This is a genomic window from Mesorhizobium sp. WSM4871, from assembly GCF_055811295.1.
In genome coordinates, this window is sequence record NZ_JBVVPU010000085.1 from 1 (window position 1) to 217 (window position 217).

Annotated in this window: 1 protein-coding gene; it reads left to right on the forward strand. The window is 66.4% G+C overall.

The features are described from left to right. On the forward strand, positions 1-217 hold a 217-nt coding region (locus AC0L2H_RS32620; protein WP_473593695.1), incomplete at both ends, for a transposase.

The window sequence follows — 217 nt, forward strand, 5'->3', positions numbered from 1 at the left end:
GCCGAGCCGATCTGGACGGAGTTCCTGCGCAAGCTGACCCGTCGCGGCCTGCGCGGCGTCAAGCTCGTCGTCTCCGATGCCCACGAAGGCATCAAGGCGGCCGTCACCAGGGTGCTGTGCGCGACATGGCAGAGGTGCCGCGTCCATTATGCCGATGTCCGGATTATGCCGACCTTGGGGGTGGATGTCGGCTTCGGAGGCGGTGATCGCTGCGATG